The organism is Staphylococcus sp. GDY8P57P, from assembly GCF_017892585.1.
Classification (GTDB): Bacteria; Bacillota; Bacilli; order Staphylococcales; family Staphylococcaceae; genus Staphylococcus; species Staphylococcus borealis.
The window spans coordinates 1-673 of sequence record NZ_JAESLK010000167.1; the positions used below are offsets into that span (position 1 = coordinate 1).

Sequence of the window (673 nt, forward strand, 5' to 3'; positions counted from 1 at the left end):
TGGAGGTTTTTATATTCATATTTAAATAAATTATACAAATAGACTTATAAATAGTATAAAGATAATACCTGAAACTGAGATAACTGTTTCAAGAAGCGTCCATGATAAGAATGTTTCTTTCATCGTTAAACCGAAATATTCTTTAAACATCCAGAAACCAGCATCATTTACGTGTGACGCGATTACACTACCAGCACCAGTTGCTAATACGACTAATGCTAAATTAGCATCTGATGATTCTAATAATGGCATAACAATACCAACTGTTGAAATAGCAGCAACTGTAGCAGAACCTAATGCTAATCTTAGTACTGCTGCAACGATCCAAGCTAATAATATTGGAGACATTGCTGTATCTGTAAATAGTGACTCAACTGTTTTACCTACGCCGCCATCAATTAATATTTGCTTAAATGCACCACCGCCACCGATGATTAAGAGCATCATACCAATTGGATAAATGGCATTTGTTAATGTATCCATAACTTCTGTAACTTTATATCCTCGTTTAAGACCCATTGAATAAATAGCGAATAATACTGAAATTAACATTGCAGTACCCGCTTCACCAATAAAACTAATAAATCCTAAAATACCTTGTGGGTTTTCTGGTGAGCCTGTTAATAAATCTACAACAGTTGAAATAAGCATAATAAATACTGGTAATAAAGCT

1 protein-coding gene is annotated in these 673 nt (G+C 33.3%); it reads right to left on the reverse strand.

Features of this window, described 5'->3' with window-relative positions; genetic code table 11:
- Window positions 1-30: 30 nt before the first annotated feature.
- Window positions 31-673, reverse strand: a 643-nt coding sequence (locus tag KA878_RS14155) for a GntT/GntP/DsdX family permease (RefSeq protein WP_483883284.1), incomplete at its 5' end; no start/stop codon positions are given.